Consider the following 24,290-nt stretch of genomic DNA (forward strand, 5'->3'; position numbering starts at 1 on the left):
TTTCCTTATGCGTGAATTTTCGAGGTCATGTCGTCTTTGGCGTAGACCTTCCAAGGCAGTTGCCAGTGCGGACCGTCCTTGAAGGAACGCCAGTCGCCGCCCCACTCAAGCTCTACGCCCAGCTTTTCCGCGCAGCGCTTCACGACCGGAGCCAACGTGTGATAGTGCGGCCAATGCCATGAGATACCGCCGTCCACATAGGGAGCAATATCAACCGCGTGGCCCGTCAGGTGGCGGCTGTTCATTGTTCTGGACGCGCCGTTACGAACCAACTTTCTCTGCCGCTCAACGCTGCGCAGACCTTCCAGAACGGTGAAGTCAATTGGTGTTTCCTTAATGGCGAAATTCATGACCGCCACAATGTCAGGGTGCACACCTTTAAGGCGCTCAAGCGAGCGCTTAGAAAATCTAAATGTCATGTGAGGTGACCTCTAGGGTTGGTTGGTAAGCCGCTCCAAGCGGCGATCCATGCGTTCAACAATGTCCAGAATGTTTTCCAGCTTCTGGCTTTGGGCGACGTCTTGGCGCTCTGCCCGGTTAATGGCTTCAGTCTGCTGCATGTCTACGATGCGTTGACGCTCAACATCGCGCTCAAGCGTGTCAATTCGGCTTGCTACCGATGCCGCAAACCATCCAGCTAAAGCCGTTTGGCCTAGAATGGTCAGTATAAGCGCCAAAGGGACACGCTTATCTAAGTGCCAAGGCTCTTTCATTCCGCCCATTAGTAGTCTTCCCCTGCCTCGTGGCGCTCTATATTCCGGCGTGAGCGCTGTACTTCCCATTCCCACCACTTTCGGCAGTGGTCTTTCTCTCCGAACAGGCGAAAGAAACCGTCAATCCAGCGCTCTATGGCCAGTTCTTCTATGTGCGATGCTGCTGAGAGGGTGACGTCTGCTGAGCCCCTGCCGGTAAGCAGGAACCGGATAACGTTCATGAGCCGCGAAAAGACCGAGAACAGCTCGAACAGGAAGCCCTTCAGCCTTTCCACAGCGCGTCGTCCTTAATGTCGCTCGGAATGGGGGCCATCGCTTCAATCTCGCCGGACTTGGCGCGGATGGCTTCGACCTTGGCCCAAATCGCATCGCCAGCTTCAACCTGGGCCTTCTCTTCAGCGGTCCATTCCGACATTGGCTTACGGTTCAGTATCGCTGCCTGTGCAAGCAGATTACGCTGCTTCCATTCTGGACAGATTGCGATTATGCGGCGATTTGCTTCGGCTTTAACCTGTTCAGGTGTGGCCGCTGGTGCGACGTATTCAGCAATGGTCACATCGCTACCTTCATCCGCATCCGCAGCGATAATGGCTGAGAAAAGCTCACGCCCCATTGCAACACTGTCGCTCGGGTCAGCAGTGAATGGAATCCACCCAAGATCAGGATGGTTGATTTCGCAATCAATGCTCCCAAAGCGGTTACGCTTCGGGTTTCTGTATTCTATTTCTGCCATCAGGAAACCCTAATAAAGAGCGTTGTTTGAGTGTCGCTCGTGCTGCCGCTGTTGGCCCAACCCAAGGTGCGCCACGTTCCAGAAAGGTTCGCATAACCACCGTCCGTGCCAGCCGCATTGGATGGGTCGAGATTGGAACCAGCAACGGTTTCGTTAGGTGCCTGCGTGTCACCGCCGTCTAGGTTCCGGGCAAGGCAGAGAGCCCCTACTTCATTGTGTTGCGTTGGCGCATATCCAAGCCTGATCCAATCGTTTCGGGCTGCAACATCACCGGTTGATAGCGCCGCCACCACAACACGCGGTGCCCCAACATCCCCATTCGCAATAGCAATCGGATTGTCGCGCAAAGCGGTCATCAAGGGCTGAGTAACCGGGCTATCTGTATCGATGTCCGCATTATCAATTGTGGTCCAGGTCATGTGATCCTCGCGCAGTCTGAGCCATCAGACAAAAGCCCGCTGGCATCGCCGATGTATGCGTTTCTGAAGGGAACAGCGGTTGCGCCGGGATAATCCGCAGTGCCAGCCGCCATGATGTAGTAAATGCGCCCGTTGAGGGTCGTATCTTCGGCCACGTACTCGATGACCTCACCGGGCCGTTTTTCTTCTGCAGAAATGATCGTCCAGTTCGTTTGCCTGCGCGCGCCGTACTGATCCACGTCCAGGTAGTGCTCCAGTGTGAACACATCACTCACCCAAAGCGACCTGTCCTTAGCGTCCACTTGAAATATCGCTTGTCGCGGTACGTCCGTGTAACGTGTGATGGTTCTTGACGCCGTGGTTTGCGCAAGTGCCGCTGTTGGAAGCCAGCGCGCATAGATCTTTCGTATAGATTTTTCGCCGTACTTCTCGGGCGTTTCACTGTCTAGGTCAGCGAGAACGAATTGCGGCTGATAGGCCTCTTGGTCGTCCCACTTTTTCGTAAAGTCCGTCTGGTTGTAGTAAATCCATGTCTGGGAAACGCGTTGCTTTGGCTTCTCTACGATCCTGAAGTTATCGGCCCTGATGTTTTCCCCATCGGTCAGCAATGGGGGAGTAAAGTCGATGCCGCGAATGGCCTTGAGCTTGATTAGGCTGTCCCGCTCATCCCACCAAATATAAACACCGCATTGCTCATGAATCTGCGAAACAAGAGACGTTGCTGCCTCCGGTTCAGTCACCAGTGTCGTCAAGTCGTAGAGACTGCGGTGATCCGAGATTTCAGTTGCCCAATTTGCGGTATCAAGCCACGCCGCATCGATCCCGGCTTCAAGGCAGATGCTTTCAAGCGCTTCATCGACACTGACACTCGAGTAACGTCGACACTCTTGCACAGCGTCATCAACGCTATGAGATGTAGCTGATGTGTTATCCGTTCCTCTTGTAACGCCTGTGAATGTCACTCCATTTGAACTAGCGGAACGACCCGTGTAGGTCATAATTTCATCATTGATGCGAAGCGTTCCGGTGGCCGGATAGTCAGCCTCTACCGACCTTGTAACTTCAAAGCTTGAAGAGGCCGCGCTGATGCCTGTGTGAAGCAATCCAGGGCTAACCGGGGGTATTTGGGTTTTGCGTTCTTCTAGCCGTGCAAGTGGGTCTTTACCCTTGAAGGTAATCCGGTCCTTGGAAAACTGCGGCGTGTCGGTCAGAAAATACCGGCGCTTTGTCATCTCTGACAACGACTGCCCCGCATATCCTTCATAGACCACGATCTGCAAGTTTGTGCGGTACTTGTTGCGCGCCAACCAACGAGACCAGAACGTGCCCCTTGTGCCATCCATAGGGTTCCAAGAACGGCCATCAATGTAAGGGTCAACGATCCTGTCTGTGTGGGGTGCATCCTTCAATGTAATTGTGCAAACCGCCCGCTGCCCGATGCCCTGGGCATCCCCGTCAGAGCCAGCCAGATTGATCTTTGTAGGGGCAGTCGACACGCTCATTAGATACGGGAAGATGTAGCCAGCACCGGGAACGTCCCGCTCTGCAACATGGCCACGCGAAAAGAACAGGCTTAACGGTGTGCCAAGGCTAAAGTTCTCCGCGTCCTGGCAAGTCCCTCGCGTGTTGTAGCATTTCAGGTCATCTGGCCCGCTGGCTGTGCACGGGGCCACGCCAAACGTATTCGCACAGAAAGGCTGCAGCAGCTCAACGATTTGAACCGTTTCACGCCCAACGGTCGTTTCAGTCATGGGAATAGCCCTGGAAACTAAACCCGACTGTCATCAGATCCCGCAGACCCATGTTTGAAGCCGAAGGTGTGCCGGTCACCCGACCGAACCCAACCTCTCCGAAGGTATCGGGACGCCAAGCAATAAATACGGTGTCATCCTCTACAGCCCGCTGAAAGTCTCCCCAATTGCTACGCACCCACGACGCGCTGATGTGCTGCCACTCATAGGACGTTGTAAGAGAGGTGCGTTGCTTGGTAATGCCCAAGGTTTCGCCTGTCTCGGACACGTTCGTTCGGTACTCGGTACGCCGCCCGTAGTCCAAGGGGCTATGCCCACCATAAATCGGGCGCTCCATCTGTAGCGTTTTACCGACCTTCACCACTGCAGCCTGTGGCATCGCCGCGTTGTCAATTCTGATGCGCCAATCCTCAGACGTGACTGGATCGAAGATGAGCATTATGGGGCTGTCATCCAGAGGCGTGATGGTTTCAATCTGGGTAAAGTTTCCGTCACCGTTGTCATCGTGAGAGAAGACAATCGAACCACCACGAGAGCCGATGTTATGCCCGGCAATGCAGAGCACGTCCGCTTCCTTCGCGCCCAGATTGCGCATCGTTAGAAACGCCTGATCCGTGTGCGCAAAGGTGCTAATGACCCTTAGCTGACGGTTTTCGCCGGTGTAGTTATTGGACTCGCCGCCCTCGCCCATCTGGATTTTGACAAACCCAGTTCCGGCAACGGCTGTCACCATAATGCGGCACAAATAACGACCATTCCCAAGATCACGAATTGCGGCGTCCGTGGCTCCACCCGTTCCACTTCCGACTGTTCCATCAGTCAGATTAAACCAGCGGCGTGAAACAGTGGTGCCGTCGAAGGTATGCAGAAACACCTCGGGGCAGTCGATCGATTCAACAATGACACCAAAAACCCAGCCATCAGCCGTAAACGTGACGGGATAAGAAAGGCTGTGAAAGTTTGTCGTGGTGCCTTCGTCCATCACATTTGTGCCGACAACCGTCACATCCTCGACCGTCCAGCCGACGCCGAGGTCAACAGTGTCTGGCAACGTGTTCTCAAACGGACGCCAGACCTCATATGTCAACGAGTTCGACAGTGCCGACACCGGGTAATCTGGGTTTCCCGGAGACGTGCTGAAAGCATGCGGATTGCGCCAGTTGCGGGCGTGTAGAATTCGCGCATGGGTCAAGGGTTCGTCACCACTTGGCAACGAATACCCCGTTTCGAAGAACACTGACATTCAGATTTCCCACATTGACATTCTGCGCCAAGCCTCAAATCTTAAGGTTATGAAACGGATACTATTTGCCGCCCTCGCGCCAACGGCGCTGCTTGCTTCTGAGTTCGCAGAGGTGAAGGTTGCCGGGCACGAGATTAGGGGTAACTTTGTCACCGTGTATTTAGAGGGCACGGTCAAAGACCAGGAAGTCAGTTGTGCTGTTTACGACGCCAGTGGAGCTTTAATCGCATCGAATACCTGGACCACTGACAACCTCGCGACTACGGTCAGGGTCAGGACCGAAAACGCCGATAAGGTTGCTTCCGCGCGTTGTGTCGTTAACGACTAAACCAGTCTGATTTCCGCTCCATCACCAACAGCATCATTGATCGCTTCGACCATTTGGCGGGCGTATTCCGGTGGAATGCCTCCGATCAATTGAAGGTCAACAACGCGCGACTGAGACGTTTCTTGTCTCTGTGGCGCTTGAGTAAACGAAGGGGTGGACGAACCGCCGCCGCCAATACCGCTATTCCCCGGCGATGACGACTTGATTGACGAAATGGCCTGCGCGCCGGTCGCCATAACTTGCGCAAACGCGGCCAAGCTCAAAGGAAACGGCTGCTCTAAAGCTTTTGCCGCTCCGACTGCAGTAGAAACACCAGCCTGAGCAACGCCGAATGCTTTGTTAATTCTCAGAAGTGTTTCGCTGTTTCCCTTAGTGAGCGTTCCGAGGGTCTTAAAGAAACCCTGAGCATTAGACAGACCGCCTGAAAACTTTGCACCCTCAATCTGCTGAATCTGGTTGGCGGTGTCTGATGTAACACCAACCTCTCGCGTAGCATGGTTGACTATCATTTCTGCCCGACGCGATAGGAAGTCATTCAGCCGACTTAAGGACGCGTCATAAGCCTCCTGCTGAGCATCGGGCGAACCAAGCCCTAGCATATCGCCTTCCTGCCCACCCTGAACCTCGTCAGAGCCACCGCCGCCAAACAGGCTATTGATGGGGCTATTTGAGTTGCCACCGAATTGATCCGTGATCGAACCAGCACCGGGGGTTATGGAGGTTGCGGGAAGTTGACCAGGTTGAACCTCTTCGAAGTTTAGGCCCAAATTCGAACGCAGTGTCTGGTAAGCTTCGCCCCACTTCGCATATCCTTCAGCGACGGTCCCGAGAAATCCGACCAACTTACTGATTGCCGGGATAAGCCCGTTATTGATTAGATCAACGATCGCTTGAATTTCTTCTTTATTCTCAAGAAACGCAGTGTTCACAGTGGTGCGCATAGAGTCGCCCAGTAAACCCATCTCAACTTGCAGATCGGACGCGCCTTTGACGGCATCGTTCGACATGATGGCCCCGGCTTCTTTGGCTCGGCTTCCGAGCCTCTGTAGCTCCAGGCCATTGTTTGCCAGGATTGGTATCAGCGCCGAAGCATCCGATGCTAAGTTTTCCAGGTGAAAAATCATCTCAGACTGCGGAGTGTTGGCTTGTTCAAGGATCGATACGTATTTTTGAAGCGCCTCCGTTCCCGATAGATCCCTGAAAGACTCTGCGGTTTCACCGACAAGTGGGGCGATGTCCTCAAAGAAATCTTTGAGCTGACCGCCACCCGTTGCCTGAAAATCACCGATCTTGTCATTGACGTCTTTTAAGATGTCCGAAAGCTTGTCTCGCCCAACGCCGACCTTCTCAGCCGCTGCGGCCATGAATTGAAAGCTTTCCGGGGCACTGTTGGCGATTTGGCTTAAGCGCTCAATTTCAGCGCCCGCGTTTACGGCTGCTTTCGCCATTGCGCCCATCGCAACACCAACACCCGTAGACGCTACACCCACCTTCGCAGCGCTCCGGGCGATGCTTTCACCCATGCGCGCATACCGGCCCTGAAAACCCGTAACCGACTTGCCTGCGCGCTTCATACCGTCAACGAAGTCGGAAACATCCGCGCCGACGGTTACAGCAATGTCACCTACAACTTTTGCCATTACATCGGATCTTTCATTTTTGCGGATTTCACCATTCGGACAACTTCCGACATATCGCGGGCGCGCTCTACGATCTGAGCGGGCGTCTTAGCCTCAATGAGCCACCAGATTTGACCGGGCGTCATGCGCCAGAAATCAAACGCATCGACCCAACCCCGGCTAACCACCAGGTCATGCATCGATCGAACTAGCCCGGGTCCGTGTCGCTCGACTTTTTTTTACTGTCACCAAAGGACAAGGCGAACGCTACAGGCGGTGCCACGATCGCCAGCAACCCCATCATTGCTGCCTGAAGCTTCAACGAAACCTCAGCGTTACCTTCAGCAAAATCGTTCATGATGCTGAGATAGATATCTTCATCGGTCACATCTGCGCCGCCGTGGCGCAGAGCAGCGCCATAAGCGCGTGATAAACGCAGGTGAGAAATGCCTTCAGGCTGCGTAAGCAGAACGACCGCCTGCACCCCTGTGCCGCCTGTCAGGGCGTCCTCAATTGTCGCAATTAACGACATCTGCTCGTTTGCCGGAATAGTGTAGTTCTCACCCTTCCAACTGAGGGTAACGGGCTCAAATCCTCTCATAATTATGCCGGGGTGTATGTCCAGGTGCCATCACTGCCGAAGGTGCAATCGAACGTCTGACCATCCTCGAAAGCGCCAGTTTCAGAATACGCCGTCATAACGAAATTACCGGTGATTGCGTCACCGTTGGGGAATTCGAAAGAGAGGTCTGTCATGAATTTTCCCGACACCGCACCCAGCGAGATATCCCGAAGTACATTGTCCTCTTCATATCCGTCGATCGTCAATTCAAGCGACTGACCCGTCATCACATCCGCTAGATACGTCGCAACGCCATTGTCACCCTGATCTTCAACGTTAATCGGCGTTCCGTTCACGGTAATTCCGACGTTCCGACCACCCGCAATCGTGGTGGCGTTTTTCTTAATGACGCACAGGCGTCCTGCTGCCTTTGCCATGGTTAATCTCCATCTATGGGGCTAGTTCGAGCTAAGCGCTCTCGATAAGGGCGCGATACTCGCAAACCCCATGAATTCTGCCGTCCTTCTCAAGAAAGCAGTCTGTATCTTCACGCAGGAGCGAGAAGTTATTGAATCCGGTGACCGTCAATTCAGCCCGATGCAGCGCGGCGTACATCGCCCCCTGAATACCCTTGCATTCAAGCATTTCACCGCTTCGGCTCCATGTGTGAATACGCATCTGTACCGCAAAGCCATTCTTTGTCTGCGTGTCCAGCTCAGAAACGATTGTTCGACCAATGGTCACATAAGGAAATGGGCTGTCATCGCCGCCATCTGGTGCTTGGGGTACGACCTCATAAACGCCAGCCCCGATCGAGGCACCGTTGAGGCGGGTATAAAGCGCCCTTTGGGCTTCAACCTCAACGCCCATTTCGTTTTGCGGCGCGTTTCAACGCCGCCTCCCATTTCTTGCCGAATTGGACTAGGAAATACTTATTCAGGTTCTGCCGGAACTTATCGACCGCCCGCATGAAGAATGCATGTTCTACGCCATCAGGCCCCTGCCCGTATTCAAGAAACCGCCAGTAGAACACACCCACGCGCACCGTTGAAGAGATTACACCGAACTTCAAACGCTCCCGCTTGGCTTTGATTGAGTCCACGAGGTCGCCGGTGTCTTCTGGTGCCCATTTCTTCGCGTCGTTTCGGATTTCGCCCGCTACGCCATGAATGGTTGCGCGCATGATGTTATTTGCCTGCCGGGGCGCTACCTTAGAAAGTAGGTTGTTGACGTCATCTACGCCGGTGATTGTGACTGTAGGTTTCAATTTGAAACGCCCCTTTCAGCCTCAATCTTCAAATACATTGAACGCGGGCTTTCGCGCATGATTGACCGGATATTGTAATTCTCGCCGCGCCATTGAATGCGCATCGTTTCGTTCAGATCTGAACGCTCTCGTATAGTGAATTCATAGGTTGCGGAGGCATTCATGCGCCCCTCGATCAGCCCTTCAATGCCGCGCTTCGGCCCCACATGCGCCCAGACCGACGGTACAGACGAAAGGTTGGCCCATGTCTTAGTGAAGCCACCAGCACCGTTAGACACCTCGGAATAGCCTTGAAACGTGATCCGCTCGGACATCTTTCCAATCATCCGATCCACCCGACACGCTGCTGAGAGGTTAAATGATCGTAGGCCAATGGTAGGCTTACCATGCGTCTGTCGACTGGAACGCGGTGTTCAAACCAGTGCCCGATCAAGAGCAAGATTGCTTGCTTGAACTCTTCCGGCACCTGAGAGGCGATACCAAAACCAGCTACAAACGTTATCGTTAGCGCGTCGGCCCGGTCCTGCATCGAGGGCCAGTTTACACCGTCTTTCGGCTCAACCCATGCCCGATCCTGATCGGATTGAAGATAGAAATCCGATACAGTCAGCGCCTGCGAAACATCATCCTTGTCGAAGTAGGACATAGAACTGACGCTCGACACCGGCGATAGCGGCAGACGAACACACCCGGAAGGCCCCTGAACCTTGTAATCCCAGGTTTGAGAGGTCAACGCCTTTCCTGTATCCAGCTCAACGGTTTTGACTGCCGATCGAATAAGCGACTGGATCAGCACGTCCTCGTCTGAACCATCCACCCGCAAGTGTTGCTTGGCAGTGGTTAGGCCCACAGGTTCCTGTGTGGGGCCTGTATTGAGGGTAAGCAGGCCGCGTGTCACTTGACCGCCTTTTCAGCCTTTGAGCGCTTAACGGCGCGCTCTGGTGACTTGGTGCGCAGAATAGTTCCTTGTTTGCGCGCAATCATGCGCTCAGCCTCGTCGGAAGGCACTTCAACTACGTCACCTGGAACAAAGGAACCACCCGGCCCAATGCGGGAAACAGCGAGTTTTATCTTGACCATGAAAACCTCCAATCGGCTTGAGAAAGAGGGCAGTCACCCGCCCTCTCAGAAAGCCGATTAAGCTTGAACCAAGTGCTTGATTGCTGCGGTGTCGGCCAATTCGCCGTCGATCCGCTTGTAACCAGCGATACCAACACCCGGCCAGAAGTCCTTATCTTGGATAACACCCAGCAGAGTTTCACCAGCCATACGGACATAGTATTTGCCGAAGTCACCGAACAGCATGGTGCGCTGACCGGTAGCAAGCGACGCCATCGCTTGGTTGACCCAATAAGGCTTGCCCAGAAGGGTTGCCGGTGCATCCGCGCGAACATCGCCCATCTGCCACAGATAGTTGCCCTGGCCGTCCTTCAGTTTGCGCAGATATTCAAAAGTCGAGTCATTGAACATCCAGGCAACCTTCGGTGCCATGCGATAAGCCGGATCAACCGAGTGCATCAGTTCGATAACTTCGTCAGAGGTAATCGCGGCTGTGCCTGCAGCGGTCACACCAGCCGCAGACGCGGTGACAACGCCATTTGGATCGCCGGTGCCATCGCCCGTGGTTAGTTCGGTGTTAACGCGACGCGCCAGACCTTCGCCCAACAACTCACCAATGAACTGAGTGATTGGGAATGCGCTATCATCCAGCAGAGGCTTGGAAATGCGCAACCACTCAGTGTCATAGGCGTATGCGTCAAGAGTCGCTTCACCGAACGTCACATCCGAACCACCATCATCAGTCAGGGTCACGCCTTCGGCAGTCTTTGCAATAACCCGCGCTGTGTCGTTGACAGTTGGGATGGTGATTTGACCACCACCAGCGGTGCGGATGACCGAAACAGCCGCTTCATTAGCCATCGGACCCCAAGCCGCAAGAGACTTTTCAATGAAAGTCGCCATTTCGGTTGGAACCGTGTAACCGCCAGCGGAATCAGAGCCTGCAGTCTGTGCGCGAACTTCAACGTCTTGGAAGTTACCGCGAAGAACAGCTTGCTCGTTGCGGGTCAAAAGCGCTTCGTTGCCACGAGCGCGGATAAACGAAATCACTGCGTCTTCATACGAAACACGCTCTTCGCCGTTGTCAGCACCGCTTGCGCGCTTGTTCTGACCTTTAGGGGCGTCCACAACTTCGTCCAGGCTGCGCTCTGCAGCCTCCAGACGCGCCATACGCTCGATCTTTTCGCCGATCTTATCGTGATCCGCCATCATGGCGTCGAACTCACGCTCAATATCTGCGGCGCGCTCTGCCGGTGTGTCGTCGTTGATTTCTTCAAATTTGCTGCGCGCTTCAGTAGCAATATTTAGCTGCTTCTCGCGCAGATCCTTAATGGTAGCCATGGTTAGTCTCCATCTATGGGCTAGGCGTCGCCATCACGGCGGGCCGGGTTGATAGGGCTCAGTGCCCGTTCTCTCGCTGCGTGAGGTCTGCTTTCATACGCAGGCGCAACCGCACCGCGTTGAAATTCTGTTTCTTTTGACTGTCGCGGAAATCCTTCAGGCTCCGCAGGCCAATTTCTGTGCCGTCATATGCGGGCTCAGTTACTGCCGAGACGTCGAACAGAGCAGCTTGCTTGATTGTGCGCAAAGGCACGTCTTCGCTGTCGTCCCACTCCTGAACTTCAGGCATAAATGCAAAAGACATCTTATTGACGTTTCCAGCCCGCATCTTGGCAGTAAGGCGCTGCACGTCTGGGTCATCGTCGCTCAGCTTGGCGTCGATCCGTAGGCCGTGGTCGTCCTGCTCAAGTGTTAGGTTGCCCGCCGAAGTGCGAGCCATGACGGTATCGCTGTTATGGTTGAACAGAAAAACCACTTCATCCCGGCCAATCGCATCTGTGAAGGCACCGGGGGCAATAACTTCGCGGAAGTATCCGCCAATATCTGTTTCTTGATTAAATACCGCTGCGTACCCTTCGACACGCAAGCCGTCATCTTCGGCGCGAACCTCTACGGGAAGTCGCACCCACTTTCCGCGCTGTTCACACGTCATTGTCTACTCCTGGGTTTTGACCCGCCTCACTTAGCGGAACTGTTGCCCCTTGGATAAACAGGCTGTTACCGCCTTCCTGCTGGGGCAGGTTTTCTAGTTGCCTCGCCTCGTTTGGCATCAGAATGCCGTTTTGAACGCCTGCCGAGTAAGACTCGAAGCGGGTTTTCACATCACCGCGCAGAAGGCCGTCCATGCTGAACTCCGCGAAAAGCCGGTTGTTATTCCGACCCCATAACTTCAGGTTCAATTCTTGTTCAAACTGCTCGACCCACCGCTTCAGAGTGTGTTTCACAAAGTGCAAATCCTGCTGTTCTGTATTGCTGTACGTTCCATGCGTCAGGTCCTGCAGGAATGTCGGCGGAATAGAGTAAATCCGCGCCACCTGCTCGACACAGAAGCGATTCAGCTCCAGCATCTGCATTTTTTCCGGGTCGCTGCCGATCGGTTTGATTTCCAGGCCATTGGGCAGTGTAAGGGCCTGCCTGCCTTCTGAGGCAGCGCGCTTCACCGCCTCCTGCAGATCGTCTGAAGCCCGATTTAAGGCTTTGCCGCCCTGAAAGTTGCCAGTTACGGCAAAAGGAGGAACCCCGCCATTCGCGAAGAACCGCGCCGAATACTCTTGCACAGCAAGGCCCAGCCCGATCGCCTCTTTGCCTGCTGAAATTGGCCCGAAATGCGCCAATCCGTCGTCTTTCAGCATAAAAGGCAGGTCAATGATGTCCGCCGCCTCATAAACCCGATCACGGCCATTCTCTTTGTAGATGTAGAACGTAAGACCGTCTCGACGCTCCACCGTTACATTCGTCGGATTCAGCGGAGCTAGATCACGAACTTGGCCCCGACCATCCCGCAAAATCAGCGTAAAAGCGCGCCCTTGCGTTAAAATTCGTTCGAAAGTGTATTTGCGCCAAGTGAATGACGTCATTTCGTCTGAAACGTTGTCGTGCAGTATCTTTGAGATGGGGCTTTGTGAGCGCTTCCGGCCATCCCGCGTTCGCTGATAGACGTGAAGTGGCAGGCCCGCGATTGTGCCGCTGATAAAGTTCACGGCCGCCCAGACTGCGGGAACCTGAAGCATCGTAGTGGTGTTAACAACCTGAGTTGTTGTGGTCATGTTCCCAAGAAGGCCCGCGCCCACCAAGACACGGAAATCATCTGTCGCCTGGGTTACGCGCTCTTCAGGCTGTTTGTTTTTGCCAAATCCGAACATCAATCCACCAGACTAAATTCAGGGTCCAAGTCCCACGGGGTCGGATCTTCGCCGTTATCATCCCGCGCCGTCGCAGCACCGACCGCCATTGCCAGCGCAACAGCCATGTCGATACGCCTTGCGGCCTTGTGTTTCGTGAAGCGCCGCAAATCTGCAGGCGAAGTGTCAAACGTTGCACCGGACACAGCCGATCGCAGCGCTGGGTTCACGTGAACCCGTATTCTTTGTTCAAGAATGAGAGTTTCCAACTCATCAACCGAACCGGGCATCCAGAGCGTTATTTCCTGCCCGTCAATTTCCCGCTTTCGCTTCGTCCAGCCCTGCGGGTGATCTACCATCGGTAAATCAGCGCCCATATCCCCGACCACCGCCTCGAAATCGGCAATCAGGTAATTGTCATACGCCACGAACTCGAAGTCATAGGCGGCACTATCGTCAATCAGATCCGCAGCAACGTAATCCAGTCGGGTCTTTTTGCCGGGCGTGGCGGTAATAAATCCGGCCTCAGCCCATAGATCATAGGGCGCGCCGTCCTTTTCGGCTCTCGCCTTCATCGTGTCCGCTGGCGTGTACCCGTGAACAAACGCGGCAAATTTCGGGTCGCCCTCATCAGTGAACCCATCGGGGAAAACCAGCGCCTTGGCCGTAAGGTCGGCTTTCGCCGATAAGTCCAGTCCGGCATACGCAGTCTGCTCCTTGAAGTCTTCAATGTTTAGTGTGTGGTCTTCAATGGCTTCCCACGCTGCCCGACTAATCCAGGCGCTTTCTGCATCCGTCCATTCGCAGAAATGCAGCCGCCTAATGCCGTTTGCCTTCGCCGGAATGTCCCGCGCCTGCTTGGCCTGCAGCGCTAGATATTCCTCTGTTATCGTCACCCCGAGCAGAGGGTTTGCTTTAATCCAGCAGCTAGGGTCTTCGAATGGGTCGTCGCCCTCATCCAGCGCGCAGACATACGAAAACGTCGTATCGTCTTCGACTTCCTGCGCTGCCACTGCAACCGCGTGTTTGCGTTCCTGCCAGCATATGCTTTGCCGATCGGACCCGCTGTTTGTAATCATCACCAGCAACGGCTGCTCTCGAAACTTAAAGCCACGCTCAAGGATTTCGATCACGCCGCCGTCTGGGTGTTCGTGCACCTCATCACAAAGCGCAAAGTGCGGACGCGGCCCCGAGCCCGTTTTCTTCGTTTCTCGTGATACCGGGCGAAAGAATGAACCGCTTTTCAAGTGCGCCAGATTGTATTCTCGGCCTGGCCCACCACTGCGTCGGATCTTACTATCCAGGCTAGGCGACTGATCCACCATCTTAACCGCATCGGCGAACAAGATACCGGCCTGCTCTTTCGTGGCTCCAGCGCTGTAAATCTGTGCCCCTGCCTCGCCATCAGCAACCAGCCCATAGAGGCCTATTGCCCCAGCCATAGGGCTTTTTCCGTTTCCCTTGCCTTGCTCAAGATACGCCCGACGAAACCGCCGCTTGTCGTCTTTCTTGCGTTTCCACCCAAAGATCGAACCGCATATAAACTGCTGTGAATGGTGCAATTCAAACGGCGTTCCGTCAAACTGGCCTTCGCTCAGCCTTAGAACCGTTCGACAAAAACGAGCGAACCGCTCAGCAGCTTCCGCGTCAAAGTAATATCCGCGATCCCCAGCGGTGTGCAGGTCGTCCAAATGCCGCCTACAGGCGTCCCGAACGTGTGGTCCCGCAACGATTTCCCCGGACTCAACGGCCTTGGCGTAAGCCGTGACCGGATCAGTTAAGGAACTCATCGGCTGGGTCGTCTTCTTCCGGCTTAGGTGGTGCCATTACCTTGCTGCGCGCCGCCGGTGTTGCTCCCATAGCATTCAAGATTTGGCGCATTTCCGTCATTGCCGTCAGCGACAACGGGCCTTCAACCATCTTCGCGCGGACGCGGCTAGCCATCTCCAAAATCACGCGATCGGATGCGCCCAGCCACGGCATCTCGGACTTAAACTGCTTCCATGCCTTTTTTTCTTCGGCATCGAGATAAGCCGGTGGATTACCAACCGCTTCGACTTTAGGGTCAGCGCGATCCTTGAAGCGTCCAGCGTTCTTTGCAACCGCTCCGGTGATCTTCGCCACCTCCTGCGGTAGCCTGGGACGTCCTGCCATTGAAAAGCCTTTTCATTTTGTGGATGTGAAAAAATGGCTCCCGCCGCCGGTCCCTAGACTGAAGGCTGTGAAGATGGAGGTACCCCCCCCTCCCTTTGCGATGAGCGAGTCAGTCTTCCTCTAAGGCCTCAATCGTCACTCGCAGGCGCTTGCCAATCATCAATTCGAGATCTTCATGCTTTCCATCGTCATCATCCGATAGTAGCCGCACAAACACCTCAGTCTCGTCGCTAGTAATCTCAAGTTGCAGAGAACTGCCGCCATCTTCTCGGTGCACGTAAGGTATTCCCTCAAGCACAATTGGATCAGTTGGATCGCTAGGAATAGTCGCGTTCCAGAAAGCCTGTATCTCAGGGCATTTACAAGGCGGTGGAATCTCACCTTGGGCGTGGTAAACTTTGGCCCCACAAACGTGACAGTGATGCTCTAGACAGCTGGCCATCCATCCTCACCAATCTGTTCTGTCTGGCAGTTCTCTGCCTTGGTCTTTTCTTTGTGACAGTCGTGGCAGATGGCCTGCAGATTGTCGGGGTCGTCTGTCCCGTCCTGTGCCTTGCCTATGATGTGGTCCACCTCAGACGCTGGTGTTGGCCTGCCCTTGCGCTTGCATGGTTGGCATAGATACCCGTCACGCTGTAGGATGCGCAGCCGCAGCTTTGTCCACTGGTAGCCGTACCCTCGTTCGTGTCGTGATGTGCTGTGCCAACCGGGCAAAGCTCACCCGTTCTGCGCCTGCTCCAGCAGTGTGGTAAGGTGCTGGCCTGCTTGCTGTGGTGTGGTGCCGATGTGTACGAGGTCTTCGAAGTCATAATGACCCTCAGCGTTCTTTGCTGCGTAGATATATGCTGCGAAGTTGCCGTTGGTGTCTTTGATGCTGAGAATGCGAATGTCTGTCATTGCTTAAGCCTCTTGAGTGCTTGTGCTGCTTCGTGGGCGGTTATCTCACCCCGTCGATACGATTGATAAACCTCACGGGCTTGGTTCATGAGGCGACACATGCGCTGAGCGTCCGTCATGTGTGCTGCTCCACTACTCTATCCAGCCAATCGCCTGCTTGGATTGCTGCCTGGATGTTGTCGTCAAATTTCTTGCCTATAACCGCCGGGCTACCGTCGCCCCTGTCTGATTGGGTCAGCGCTTCCCATGTGATGATGTTTGATAAATCATTCGACACAGCCTCACAGAAACCAGCGATTATGTATTCCTCGTTGGTGGGCGTCATCCGATCACGAACTCAAGCGTTTTCAGGATTAACGCACACGCACCAATAATCGCGAGAATGTCCGTGGCTCTCAATGAACTCGCCCCTCTCAATCAGTCGCGGTGCCTGTTTCAGGTGGTCGGTGCCCGTTGTTCCGCAGGCGGGCGCTGCGTACCAGAAAACCCGCCCAGAGGCGCATCGTTGAGAGGCGGGGCGGGTTGTGCCGGTGATCAACTCCGGCTCAGGGCTTTATTCGGTAGGGCGCACTTCCGTCACGAACCTTCTGGACCAGTGCTGCGGGTATTTGAAGAGCAACCGCAACGACCTTATCAGGTAAATCGCTTTCTAAGATTAGCTTTAGATCTTCCTGTGGTATTGCAGGCCAAGTCATAGGTTTATGAGTGTGCAACCAGGTATCTTGACTGTTCTCTGACGCTGACCCCCAGCAAAGATGTCGCGGGTTCACGCATGACAGGTGGCCGTTACCACACAAATGCCTTGCTGCGTGCCCCTCCTGCGGGTTTCCATGTGCCAAAATACACATCGCACGCGCGACGTCCATCTGATTGCCGTTCCAGTCAACGTTTGTTCGCTCACCGGGGATAGAGAAGGGAATGAATAGACAGTCAGGCCCCGACTCTTTGGCATTCTTGCGGATAAAATCTCTGCAAAACTCCGAGAATGATTTAATGCCACATCCGTGTCTCAGCTCCCACGCCTCACGCTCATCGGCCATTTTTTTGATCGCCCCGCGACCAGTCCACGGGTCATAAGCTACAATCTTTGCCCCCCTCGACCGCTTCCGTCTGCTGAGGGAAATAACACGCCTATTCTGGTTTGATTTGCGCTGGTGGTCATTTTCAAACAGCCATTTAGCTGCTAAGTCTGTGTTAGCCATAAGTGACGCTCCATCGTCGCTGCGGTTAGGGCTGCAAGGGTGTACCACCACCCAAGCGGCCCATTTGATTCCTTCTGTTTGAATTGCTTACGCACCCGGCTGCGTCTCAAGATTGAGACCGGGTTGCGTACCGAGCCATGGGCAAATCCACGGGATCCTCGGCGCTGAGCGCATCGCGCCCTGTGCCCAACTGGGGCTATTTGTTGCAACCATATTTAGTACAAATCGTGAATCTATGCAATACCTAGCTTATCCGGGTCCACTTCAAGCAATGATTCACGCCCAAACACCGCCACCTCTACGCGAATCTTGTGGTAATCGTCATGCGCCCGCTTGATTGTCTCTTTGAACACGGCGCGGAAGTCCTTGAACGGGCCGTCCAGCAACACAAGCGCCTGCCCCGGTCGATACTGACATTCATACAGGCTGTTGGCCTTTAGACGCTCTCTGTCGGCGTATTCGGCCTCTACGCAAGCCTTGAACTGCACCAGCCCAGATACGCCGTAGTTGCTGCCGTCAATGTCTCTGCGGGATAGCTCTAGGGGTTTGCCAATAACGTGCTTCAGTTCCACAACGTCGGGCCAGTAGATTGCCGGGATGACGCAGAACATAAGCTTTGAAACGTATGGGCGGTCATACCAAACCGTCTCGCGTTTTTCCTTGACGTACTTGCTTGCCAGGAACTTGGGAACCCATGGGTGTAGGCCCATTTCGGTTAACTCGCGCTCGACCTCGAATTCTTTGTTGCGGGTTGTGTTGATTGCGTATGTGTTTGTCATCTCACTGCCCCTCGCCTAGCCATTGAAAGGCGCAACCTGCGCTCTGTTGCTAGTTCTTCTTTCAGCGCCTTGATTTCCTGAGTGTTGGCCTCAAGCTCCCGATCCAGGTCGTGAAATCGCTCTGCCAGAATGTCCGCAATGGATTCCATGAGCGTGCAAATCTCTTCTGCAGATACGTACCCATTTCGCTCAAACTTTAAATTGAACATGTCACTTCTGCCCCTCCAATCGCTTTATCCGCGCGTCCTTTGCTTCAATCTCGATGTTCTTCCGCCGTATTGTTGCGGCCTGCTTGCGCACCTGTTCGCCTAACTTGCGTATGACGGCGTATAGGTGCTGGGTGGTGGTCATAACCGGCCACCAACCGCTTTGGGCAATCGACCAGCCTGCCTGAGAGACAACCTGTCAGCCGCAACCGCTGACTTGCCACAGCTAAGTGCTTCCGCGATTTGCGCGTTTGTGCGCCCTGCGAGAACAAATTCGCGCACCTTTTCGCGTCGATCGTCTAATTGAGATTGGCTGAGAGTGCCGCCCGGAACGCACTTTTCGAGCAGCCCGCGCTTAACGAGGTCAGCGCGATAACCCTGAACCGTCTTGGGTTTGAGGCCCAAGTATTTCGCTATCTCGGGGCCGGTGAATCCTTCATTGACCAGCCGTAGGACTTCTTTGCGGCGGAACTCAATCTCGGGGCTCTTTTTCCTTTGGGTCGTGAAATTCTTGTTGAACTTCTTGCGGCGCTCTTGAAGTGTCATCGGGTTTACTGGCACCAACTTACCGAACCCATGGGAGTTGCCCTTGTCACCCTCCCAAACGTAGTCTTCGGCAAATGCGGATTTCCCCTGTGGGATCTTCTGAACCTTGCCCGCTGCTATTGCCTCGTCAATCAACTGGCGCTCATTGGCGTCAATCTCTGAACGCTTGTGGGTGAGGCTGAATTCAGCGTGATTGTATGCGTTCATTTCTTAACCCTCTCAAAACGGAATTGGATCGCCACCGGCTTTCCAGTCGACGGGTGGTCGCCGGGAAACGCTGGTAACCTCGGCGCGTGGGAATTGGGCTTTGACTTCAGCGACCAACGGCGATGCCAGATGCGCCTTGAGGGCGATCGCGACTTCGCGCAGCGTGAATGATTGAATTCCATCATCGGGCAGCGTGGATGAGTCAGCGGCGTCGGCGATGATGCGGAACGAGAAGCCGTCCATCTCGTAGTGAGCTACGCATTCGGGCGGCTGGTGACCAGCAGTGACTGCTTCAGTCTCCATCGCCTGGATACCCCTGATGCAATTCGAGGCAGCAGCGGCAGCCTTGGTCGGGTCGTTTTCTCGGATGGCTTCATTCAGGTACGAAACAGCGCCACCGTACTTTGCAGCCAAATCCGGCGACACCAGCTCGGGCAGTCGATCATATCCCCACTTGCGTTCGGCCTCAGAGGCCACGCGGTCGAAACCGGCAACGGCATGATCAACCATGACCTCTGACTTGCGCGCATCGATGTTTAACAGTCGGTCACCCTTGCGCTGGCGACGGGGTCGTTTGGGACGATGATTATTCATCTACCGATAACTCCATGAACTGTGGAACTGTGGAAGGCGGCCTAAGTCGCCCTGCCATGCCACCCGCCCCCATGGGCGGCGTGGCGGGGCGACGCTTGCGAGTGTGGTCCACCACAGTAGTTACGTTAGTAGGGGACTGTGACTGTGGAGGTTGCATATTTGTCACAGTTTTCGCGGCCAAAATGGTTGCATTTTGTCGGCGCTCCTTACTGCTGCAAAGGTACTTAGAGCGAGCGCTTGTGACTGTGGATAACCGTGGAAAACTGTGGTGAACTGTGGAAATCATGACTGCTGACCTCCACTGATAAGGGGGTCATTTGCACCGGCAATCACGATGTTCACGGGTCTACCTGCGCGTTTATCTTGACCCTGTGTAGCCCTGAGAACATCTGTTTTGATCCACCCAGAAATCAGAGATTTGACACGCTCTTTGTCCGTTACTTTTGTCAGGTTCAAACCTAGAATATCAGCAACAATTTCACCCACCCATTTAGCTGACCTAACGTCCTGACGGGGCGGCTCAGACATTCCGTCAATCGCGTTTCGAACCTGCGCTGCCTTTTGGGGTGAGATGCCATCAAATGCGTCTGGCCAATCCCAGGGCTGCACAGCACCGACGCTACGACCGTTGGGGATACTGACTGACCTCTTTTCGAACCACCTGTTCACGTCCGCAGACGGAGGCGCGAGGTTGCTTTCCATGTCACCGATGCGGAAGTAGTAGCGGTGGTTCTCGACGCCCGCTTTTGCCGCCTCATCTTCCGTCATTGGATTCAGGATGCGATTAAAACGAGCCGTGCCGCGCAGTGCCGAGCCCCCGCGACCATCATCAATGGTGGCCTGCATTCCAGGGGCGACCTTGCGCGTGTGATGGATCAAGCCAAGGCTAACACCGCAAGATGATGCTAGGCGGCGTAGGCGTTGCCCTAGCAGACGAAACACTTCGTTTGTTTCGGGACTTGCGGACAGATCTTGAAGCGGGTCGAAAATCAAGACATCCGCATGCTGTTCAACGCAGAACTTTTCTATAGCGACGAACAGAGCTTCATTGATGATGCCCTCTTGGCCCGCCACTAGATAGAAATCTTCGTTCTCGACGCCGGAGGTTGGCCAGAAACGATCGATTATTTCCGATTGATCAATCTGATAGTGGGTCAGTAGAGCGGCCACACGGGCGTTAAGAACAGATTGGTCATCTTCTGCGTTGTAATAGACCACCCGAAGGGGGTCGCGTTCTTGTTTTGTCAGGAGTCCGCGCCCTGTGGCCATATCCATTGCTTCCGCAAGCCCAAGCATGGATTTGCCGACCTTGGGGGCCGCGAGTGTGAGCGATGTGTATCCCCGAGCATAAAAGTCCGAATAGACAAACTCGGGGTACGGGATAGTCATTAAGTTGGTTTGAACCCAAGGAGTAAAAACAGCAGCAGGTATTTCGGCTTTTTGTTCAGCCGTCAGCGGCGCGGGTTGTTGTTCCTGCGGCGTCCACCCTTTCTTCCGCGCTCCGTCAATAGCGACCTGAACCTCGGCGCGTGTTTGTTCGACAGTATACCCGGCCAGCGTGAGCGGATCTGTCAGCGCGTGAATCTCGCCGTCTGTCAGCCCTTTGCTGACATAAGACCCAACCAGGCGGATCACCGCGTCATGCCATTCTTTGCCGGATAGCGCCTGAATGGTCATGCGGTCACGGTCAAGTGGTTGGGGGCCGGTATCGATCAGTGGTGCATCTGTCGCGGGTGCTGACGCTGGAAATAGCCGCAGCATTTGTTCCATTGTGACGGGATCACGATTTTCATCATATTCCGTCCGGATCGTGGTGGTTTCTTTAATGTATCCACGTTCTTGTTTTTGCTTGTTTGGGTAGCTGACGGTTCCACCAACACGCATGATGCGCGAAGGGTTAACAACCTTGTTGTCGGACCTGAAATGGGCTGCAATTGCTTTCTGGGCCTGCGTCCATTCAGCCATGTCCAGACAGGGTGTTTTTAATGCCCAGTACGGATGTACACGGACGTGGGGCACGCGCCCTGTGGTAACGGCTGCCGACCACTTAGGCCCATCAAAGCGATATACATTGCCCGCACTGGCCTCATCGTCGCAATCAGCCCACAGAAAGAAGCTGGCAATGATATCGGCGTCGGTTGCGCTGCCGGTGATGTCTTGCCGGATTGGATTGCGAACAACATAGACGTTGTAGCCGAGTTCGTTCAGATCCGTAATCCAGTCAACGGCGTCGTCAATCCAATCGGGCGCGTACTTGGAGATCTGAGGGCTCGCACCTTCTTTGAATGCGCGGACCTCAAAGACGGCAGGCTCTGGCAGCTCATTCCAACGCGCCGTCATATACTCGAGGTCGCGGCGAATTTCCTGCTCTTCTGGGGATGTAATTATTTCGGCCACCACTTCCCGCGTCCTAGCTCTTTATGATTAGATGGCCCCGGCCCTTCCGGGCCGAGACGATGTTGTTTTGAGCGACTAGAACGACACGTCAGTCGGCACTGCGGCCTGTGCGGCAGGCTGCGGTGCCGGTGCTGGCTGAGGCTGTGGTTCAGGCTGCGCCGTCGGCCCTGAAGCAATGCCAGCCACCGCGCCTTCCTTCAGGCAATCCGGGCGATCGACCCACTGCGCAACTGCCAAGATGGGCTCGACAGTGCTACCGCGCTTGAACTGCACCGGCTTCGTTCCGGTGAGTTGCACGAGCGGCAGCTTACCCTCGGGTCCTTGCTGAAGTTGTGGCGCTAGAGCGGTCAATGCGCCCCAGACAGCGGCACCGGCCTGTTGCCAGGTTGCAGTTGCACCGCCGCCAACAGCACAACGGATTTCAAAGCCCTTTTTGTAGTCATCGCCAGGTTGCGGCATCATCTGTGAAACGGATGCGTTCCATTTCCAGTCCGGGGCAACACCTGCGATCCCGTCAGACTTCTGCCAGCCGGTTTTCATGCTGTGTATGTCCATCACAACACCGGTCGTAAAATCGAAGACAGACTTATTGCTGTCATCGCGAATGTAGAATGATTGTGGTGGGACAGACCCGTCCTGAGTTCCGCGCGCAGACCATGAAAGCCAGGGGCCTTCTCCTCCTGTACTGCCGGTATCTAAATCAAAAGCCATATTGTTTTCCTTGTCAGTTTTGCCCAAAGGGGCTTTGGAGTGCGGCAAGCCGTGCCGCGCGGATGCGGCATCATGTGCCGAACATTTCGGAGCGCGCGGCCTCATCGCCGCGCCAATAAAAAGAGCTTGGATTGTGTGGAACGCAGGCCAGCGCATCGTCGGCGCTGTGTAACGACAGGAAGCGCTCCAGGCGGGTGATCTGCGCCTTAGCTGTCCGCAGCACCTCGTCAGGATCACCGTCCTCGAGCAGCGCTGCCTTCTTTGCGCTGACGTACAGAAACTTGACGGCCATATTACCAACAGCCTTTGCGTATATGGCGCGCTGCAACTGGTGATCTGGCGACATAACAGACGGGACTCGAGTGGTTGTCTTAAGATCGATCACCAGCCCATGCGCAGGAAAGGTAAAATCAAGAAAGCCGATAACTGGAATTTCCCAGCCCTCGCCCTTTGCTGTGATGCTGATCTTTTTCTGGCTATCTCCGCCCTCTTCTGGCGCGCCGTATAGGGCCAACTCCGCGAAAGCGATTTCCGACATGGGTGCGATCAGCGCCCGCTCTTTCGATGTGTTCTCGTCGCCCAGAACAAATGTCTCGTCGAACTTCTTTTCAGCGACCCCGATCGCGTCCTGCAGGGTAGATCCGGTCAGCGCCAAATGTACGGCAGTTTCCACACACTGCCCGCGGCGCGGAGCCGGTCCAAACGCTTGCTTATGTCCGTGCAGATACTTCGCGACCCAGATATCCGGCGCGTTAACCCACAGGTTCAGGCTGGACGCAGACAGGTGCGTAATTCTGTGTTTCTGAAACCCGTTCACACTGCTGCCCTCCGGCTCATGATTTCGCGCGCGAAGTAGCAGAAGGTCGGAATGTCCAGATCAACGGTGCGGTGTGAATTGATCGTGCAGCCGTAGACCTCTGCCAGCGCCGACAACCCGACACGCACCCGGACTGGGAAGTTGTTGAATTTCCAGACTACTGCGGGAAGCAGCATTGATTTTTCAGCGGCTGTGCAGGCCTGCTTCCACCAAGCGGGCTTACAGTCCGTGCCTTTCGCATATGCCTTCGCCTCTATCAGAAACGGAAAAGCATCGTCTGAGGCGATCAGATCCCCATGTTCGGATTCCTGGTATTGGCGCAGGTCTCTTCTGAACTCGATGCCTAGTTCGTTATAGAGCTTGCGGGCTAGATCGCGTTCAAACGCTGCACCCTTCTGTCTGGAGTTAGCGCCCATCACTTTGCCCTCACAACACCAAGAGCGCGCTGCATAGCCTCTATGGCCTCAAGAATTTCCACCTCTGCTTGGGCGTGGTCTTCTGCGCAATCGGATTGCTGAGCGGCGAGAATGGCGTTGACCGCCTCCCCCGCCTCTTTGCTGATCCGTCCGGCGTGGGAAATCATTGAACCGGCTGGTGGTGCCTCTTGCGGCGTGACCCGCTGAGATAGAAGCTTGGTGATTGGATAGCAGCCTGATGCGCGCTCAAGTGCGGCCACTTCATCCACCGGCCAGCCCAGCATGCCCTGCTTGCGCTTAGTCAGGGTTCCCTCACTCACCCGCAGACCTGTGCTGGCATAGATTGCTTCGATAGCAGAAGCCCCGCAGCCGAAAGCTGGGCCATCGATAAGTGCACTCATTTGCACGGCAATGCGCTTGCGTAAGTCAGCCATGGGAAATGCCTTTTCCTTGGGGATTGAGTCCTGACCGCCCACGTTGGGGGTATG

36 protein-coding genes are annotated in these 24,290 nt (G+C 54.9%); 1 reads left to right on the forward strand and 35 read right to left on the reverse strand.

Annotated elements, in window-relative coordinates; translation table 11 throughout:
- Positions 1-5 precede the first annotated feature (5 nt).
- The 7 genes from ACR0NN_RS06945 to ACR0NN_RS06975 all read right to left on the reverse strand — a co-directional run bounded on the left by ACR0NN_RS06945 (position 6) and on the right by ACR0NN_RS06975 (position 4,859).
- Entirely contained in the window at positions 6-419 is a 414-nt protein-coding gene (locus tag ACR0NN_RS06945) for a M15 family metallopeptidase (RefSeq protein WP_480684204.1), read from the reverse strand.
- Between the two features lie 12 nt (positions 420-431).
- Positions 432-722 (reverse strand): hypothetical protein, encoded by a 291-nt coding sequence (locus ACR0NN_RS06950; RefSeq protein WP_480684205.1) that lies wholly within the window; start codon positions 720-722, stop codon positions 432-434.
- The gene (locus ACR0NN_RS06955) at positions 722-988 is read right to left on the reverse strand and encodes a hypothetical protein (protein ID WP_480684207.1); all 267 of its coding nucleotides are present in this window, start codon (positions 986-988) and stop codon (positions 722-724) included. The genes ACR0NN_RS06950 and ACR0NN_RS06955 overlap by 1 nt, the downstream gene beginning before the upstream one ends.
- Complete coding sequence (locus ACR0NN_RS06960) at positions 976-1,326, reverse strand: hypothetical protein (protein WP_480684208.1); 351 nt, start codon at positions 1,324-1,326, stop codon at positions 976-978. The genes ACR0NN_RS06955 and ACR0NN_RS06960 overlap by 13 nt, the downstream gene beginning before the upstream one ends.
- A gap of 119 nt (positions 1,327-1,445) precedes the next feature.
- Positions 1,446-1,865 carry a hypothetical protein gene (locus tag ACR0NN_RS06965; RefSeq protein ID WP_480684210.1) on the reverse strand — a complete coding sequence of 140 codons (420 nt, stop codon included), beginning with the start codon at positions 1,863-1,865 and terminating at the stop codon, positions 1,446-1,448.
- Entirely contained in the window at positions 1,862-3,616 is a 1,755-nt protein-coding gene (locus ACR0NN_RS06970) for a hypothetical protein (RefSeq protein ID WP_480684212.1), read from the reverse strand. Before ACR0NN_RS06970 ends, ACR0NN_RS06965 begins: the two co-directional genes overlap by 4 nt.
- A complete protein-coding gene (locus ACR0NN_RS06975; RefSeq protein ID WP_480684214.1) occupies positions 3,609-4,859 on the reverse strand; it encodes a hypothetical protein in 1,251 nt (416 codons plus the stop codon). Before ACR0NN_RS06975 ends, ACR0NN_RS06970 begins: the two co-directional genes overlap by 8 nt.
- 49 nt (positions 4,860-4,908) lie before the next feature.
- Between ACR0NN_RS06975 and ACR0NN_RS06980 the strand changes: the two genes are divergently transcribed.
- The gene (locus tag ACR0NN_RS06980) at positions 4,909-5,187 is read left to right on the forward strand and encodes a hypothetical protein (RefSeq protein ID WP_480684216.1); all 279 of its coding nucleotides are present in this window, start codon (positions 4,909-4,911) and stop codon (positions 5,185-5,187) included.
- Here the strand turns inward: ACR0NN_RS06980 and ACR0NN_RS06985 are convergent.
- From ACR0NN_RS06985 to ACR0NN_RS07120, 28 genes are all read right to left on the reverse strand, one after another.
- Positions 5,184-6,827 (reverse strand): hypothetical protein, encoded by a 1,644-nt coding sequence (locus ACR0NN_RS06985; protein ID WP_480684218.1) that lies wholly within the window; start codon positions 6,825-6,827, stop codon positions 5,184-5,186. The two genes, ACR0NN_RS06980 and ACR0NN_RS06985, sit on opposite strands and share 4 nt — an antisense overlap.
- On the reverse strand, positions 6,827-7,006 hold the full coding sequence (locus ACR0NN_RS06990; protein WP_480684219.1) for a hypothetical protein: 180 nt from the start codon (positions 7,004-7,006) through the stop codon (positions 6,827-6,829). Before ACR0NN_RS06990 ends, ACR0NN_RS06985 begins: the two co-directional genes overlap by 1 nt.
- 8 nt (positions 7,007-7,014) lie before the next feature.
- Entirely contained in the window at positions 7,015-7,407 is a 393-nt protein-coding gene (locus ACR0NN_RS06995; protein ID WP_480684221.1) for a hypothetical protein, read from the reverse strand.
- A gap of 2 nt (positions 7,408-7,409) precedes the next feature.
- On the reverse strand, positions 7,410-7,805 hold the full coding sequence (locus ACR0NN_RS07000; RefSeq protein WP_480684223.1) for a phage tail protein: 396 nt from the start codon (positions 7,803-7,805) through the stop codon (positions 7,410-7,412).
- Between the two features lie 31 nt (positions 7,806-7,836).
- Positions 7,837-8,238, reverse strand: coding sequence for a DUF3168 domain-containing protein (locus tag ACR0NN_RS07005; RefSeq protein ID WP_480684225.1), 402 nt, complete (start codon positions 8,236-8,238; stop codon positions 7,837-7,839).
- Complete coding sequence (locus ACR0NN_RS07010) at positions 8,228-8,635, reverse strand: HK97-gp10 family putative phage morphogenesis protein (protein ID WP_480684227.1); 408 nt, start codon at positions 8,633-8,635, stop codon at positions 8,228-8,230. Before ACR0NN_RS07010 ends, ACR0NN_RS07005 begins: the two co-directional genes overlap by 11 nt.
- Positions 8,632-8,961, reverse strand: a complete 330-nt coding sequence (locus ACR0NN_RS07015; RefSeq protein ID WP_480684229.1) for a phage head closure protein — start codon at positions 8,959-8,961, stop codon at positions 8,632-8,634. Before ACR0NN_RS07015 ends, ACR0NN_RS07010 begins: the two co-directional genes overlap by 4 nt.
- Positions 8,958-9,533 carry a head-tail connector protein gene (locus tag ACR0NN_RS07020; protein WP_480684230.1) on the reverse strand — a complete coding sequence of 192 codons (576 nt, stop codon included), beginning with the start codon at positions 9,531-9,533 and terminating at the stop codon, positions 8,958-8,960. Before ACR0NN_RS07020 ends, ACR0NN_RS07015 begins: the two co-directional genes overlap by 4 nt.
- Positions 9,530-9,715, reverse strand: coding sequence for a hypothetical protein (locus tag ACR0NN_RS07025; protein WP_480684231.1), 186 nt, complete (start codon positions 9,713-9,715; stop codon positions 9,530-9,532). The genes ACR0NN_RS07020 and ACR0NN_RS07025 overlap by 4 nt, the downstream gene beginning before the upstream one ends.
- 57 nt (positions 9,716-9,772) lie before the next feature.
- On the reverse strand, positions 9,773-11,035 hold the full coding sequence (locus ACR0NN_RS07030; protein ID WP_480684233.1) for a phage major capsid protein: 1,263 nt from the start codon (positions 11,033-11,035) through the stop codon (positions 9,773-9,775).
- A 58-nt stretch (positions 11,036-11,093) separates the two neighbouring features.
- Entirely contained in the window at positions 11,094-11,687 is a 594-nt protein-coding gene (locus ACR0NN_RS07035) for an HK97 family phage prohead protease (RefSeq protein WP_480684235.1), read from the reverse strand.
- A complete protein-coding gene (locus ACR0NN_RS07040) occupies positions 11,677-12,897 on the reverse strand; it encodes a phage portal protein (RefSeq protein WP_480684237.1) in 1,221 nt (406 codons plus the stop codon). Before ACR0NN_RS07040 ends, ACR0NN_RS07035 begins: the two co-directional genes overlap by 11 nt.
- The gene (locus ACR0NN_RS07045; RefSeq protein WP_480684239.1) at positions 12,897-14,666 is read right to left on the reverse strand and encodes a terminase large subunit; all 1,770 of its coding nucleotides are present in this window, start codon (positions 14,664-14,666) and stop codon (positions 12,897-12,899) included. Before ACR0NN_RS07045 ends, ACR0NN_RS07040 begins: the two co-directional genes overlap by 1 nt.
- Positions 14,650-15,000: a hypothetical protein gene (locus tag ACR0NN_RS07050; RefSeq protein WP_480684241.1), complete on the reverse strand. Its 351-nt coding sequence runs from the start codon at positions 14,998-15,000 to the stop codon at positions 14,650-14,652. Before ACR0NN_RS07050 ends, ACR0NN_RS07045 begins: the two co-directional genes overlap by 17 nt.
- Positions 15,001-15,139: 139 nt before the next feature.
- A complete protein-coding gene (locus ACR0NN_RS07055; RefSeq protein ID WP_480684243.1) occupies positions 15,140-15,307 on the reverse strand; it encodes a hypothetical protein in 168 nt (55 codons plus the stop codon).
- Positions 15,308-15,456: 149 nt separating this feature from the next.
- A complete protein-coding gene (locus ACR0NN_RS07060; protein WP_480684245.1) occupies positions 15,457-15,744 on the reverse strand; it encodes an HNH endonuclease in 288 nt (95 codons plus the stop codon).
- A 3-nt stretch (positions 15,745-15,747) separates the two neighbouring features.
- Positions 15,748-15,927 carry a hypothetical protein gene (locus ACR0NN_RS07065; protein ID WP_480684247.1) on the reverse strand — a complete coding sequence of 60 codons (180 nt, stop codon included), beginning with the start codon at positions 15,925-15,927 and terminating at the stop codon, positions 15,748-15,750.
- 115 nt (positions 15,928-16,042) lie between these two features.
- Positions 16,043-16,252, reverse strand: coding sequence for a hypothetical protein (locus tag ACR0NN_RS07070; protein ID WP_480684249.1), 210 nt, complete (start codon positions 16,250-16,252; stop codon positions 16,043-16,045).
- A gap of 220 nt (positions 16,253-16,472) precedes the next feature.
- Entirely contained in the window at positions 16,473-17,129 is a 657-nt protein-coding gene (locus ACR0NN_RS07075) for a hypothetical protein (RefSeq protein ID WP_480684251.1), read from the reverse strand.
- Positions 17,130-17,362: 233 nt separating this feature from the next.
- Positions 17,363-17,908 (reverse strand): transcription termination/antitermination protein NusG, encoded by a 546-nt coding sequence (nusG, locus tag ACR0NN_RS07080; RefSeq protein WP_480684252.1) that lies wholly within the window; start codon positions 17,906-17,908, stop codon positions 17,363-17,365.
- Between the two features lie 210 nt (positions 17,909-18,118).
- Positions 18,119-18,259 carry a hypothetical protein gene (locus tag ACR0NN_RS07085; RefSeq protein ID WP_480684253.1) on the reverse strand — a complete coding sequence of 47 codons (141 nt, stop codon included), beginning with the start codon at positions 18,257-18,259 and terminating at the stop codon, positions 18,119-18,121.
- Positions 18,256-18,867, reverse strand: coding sequence for a LuxR C-terminal-related transcriptional regulator (locus ACR0NN_RS07090; protein ID WP_480684255.1), 612 nt, complete (start codon positions 18,865-18,867; stop codon positions 18,256-18,258). The genes ACR0NN_RS07085 and ACR0NN_RS07090 overlap by 4 nt, the downstream gene beginning before the upstream one ends.
- 12 nt (positions 18,868-18,879) lie before the next feature.
- Positions 18,880-19,461, reverse strand: a complete 582-nt coding sequence (locus ACR0NN_RS07095; protein ID WP_480684256.1) for a hypothetical protein — start codon at positions 19,459-19,461, stop codon at positions 18,880-18,882.
- A gap of 282 nt (positions 19,462-19,743) precedes the next feature.
- Positions 19,744-21,858: an AAA family ATPase gene (locus tag ACR0NN_RS07100; protein WP_480684258.1), complete on the reverse strand. Its 2,115-nt coding sequence runs from the start codon at positions 21,856-21,858 to the stop codon at positions 19,744-19,746.
- Positions 21,859-21,933: 75 nt separating this feature from the next.
- A complete protein-coding gene (locus ACR0NN_RS07105) occupies positions 21,934-22,569 on the reverse strand; it encodes a hypothetical protein (protein ID WP_480684260.1) in 636 nt (211 codons plus the stop codon).
- Positions 22,570-22,639: 70 nt separating this feature from the next.
- Entirely contained in the window at positions 22,640-23,386 is a 747-nt protein-coding gene (locus tag ACR0NN_RS07110) for a PD-(D/E)XK nuclease family protein (protein ID WP_480684262.1), read from the reverse strand.
- The gene (locus tag ACR0NN_RS07115; protein WP_480684264.1) at positions 23,383-23,802 is read right to left on the reverse strand and encodes a putative PDDEXK endonuclease; all 420 of its coding nucleotides are present in this window, start codon (positions 23,800-23,802) and stop codon (positions 23,383-23,385) included. Before ACR0NN_RS07115 ends, ACR0NN_RS07110 begins: the two co-directional genes overlap by 4 nt.
- On the reverse strand, positions 23,802-24,203 hold the full coding sequence (locus ACR0NN_RS07120) for a hypothetical protein (protein ID WP_480684266.1): 402 nt from the start codon (positions 24,201-24,203) through the stop codon (positions 23,802-23,804). The genes ACR0NN_RS07115 and ACR0NN_RS07120 overlap by 1 nt, the downstream gene beginning before the upstream one ends.
- Positions 24,204-24,290: the final 87 nt, after the last annotated feature.

This window comes from Ruegeria sp. BA2 (assembly GCF_056539605.1).